1 protein-coding gene is annotated in these 1,010 nt (G+C 68.9%); it reads right to left on the bottom strand.

Going from position 1 to position 1,010, the window contains the following annotated elements; all coding sequences use genetic code 11:
* The coding region (locus ACZ5CR_RS47640; RefSeq protein ID WP_468870334.1) for an NAD(P)/FAD-dependent oxidoreductase at nucleotides 1–901 on the bottom strand (901 nt) is incomplete at its 3' end.
* Nucleotides 902–1,010: the final 109 nt, after the last annotated feature.

Below are 1,010 nucleotides of genomic sequence, written 5' to 3'. Positions count from 1 at the left end.
CCCGCACCTGGGCGATGATGTTCGCCGCGACCACCTCGGCGTGCTTCATCGCGTTCCCCGCCATCTTCGCCTCGGCCAGGTCGGCGAGGTCACCGAGCGCGTAAATGTGGCTGTGGCCCTGGACGTTGAGCGCCTCGGTCACGCGCACGCCCCGCGGGGTGCGGGCGGCGGCAAGGTCCTCGCCGAGGTAGTCGCCGCTGACTTGTACGCCGTAGCAGCGGAACCAGATGTCGGCGGTGACTTCCCCTCCGCCGGCCGTCGTCCCCACCGTGAACGTCTTCGTCTCACCCGGCTCGCTCGGCGGCTCCTCCGCCAGGCCGGTGCCGAGCCGCACGTCCACGCCCAACTCGTCCAGCTGGCGGTGCAGTTCCTCGCGCACCTCGGGCAGAAAGCCCGGCATCAGTTCCTCGGCCGGGTCGACCACCGTCACGTGCTTGTCCGGCCAGACCGCCTTTATCTCACCGGCGAGCTCAAGACCGACCGGACCGGCGCCGACCAGCAACACGCTCTCCGCCCGGTCGAGTTCACCGTGCGTGGCGCGCAGCCTCTCCAGCGCCTCGCTGGTCACGTCGGTGTCCGTCTTGGCGGGGAAGGGGTAGCCGGAGCCCGAGGCCAGGACCACGTAATCGGCGTCGACGCGTGCGCCCGAGGCCAGCGTGACGCCCCCCGCGTCCACCGCTGCCGCGCGCTCGCGCACCACCTTGCCGCGCCGCAGCAGCTTGTCGTACGGGAAGAACATGTTGGCCGCCCAGTCCGGCCGGACCAGGGCCCGCAGCGCTCCCGCCGCGTGCACGAACGCGTCCTTGGGCTCGATGAGCACTACGTCGGTGTCGGCATCCAGGGCCTTGGCCACGGCGGACCCTCCGTAGCCTCCACCGATGACCGCGACGGTACTGGTCATGTCTGCTCACTCCCAGAATCTCGAAAGAGGAAAGTAGTTCGTCCCACGAACAATAATAGTTCGTGGGGCGAACTTCAATCGCAGATCCGGGAATACGGCGGGGTGTTCA

The organism is Streptomyces sp. NPDC031274 (assembly GCF_055570235.1).
This window is presented reverse-complemented; position numbering and strand designations above follow the sequence as displayed.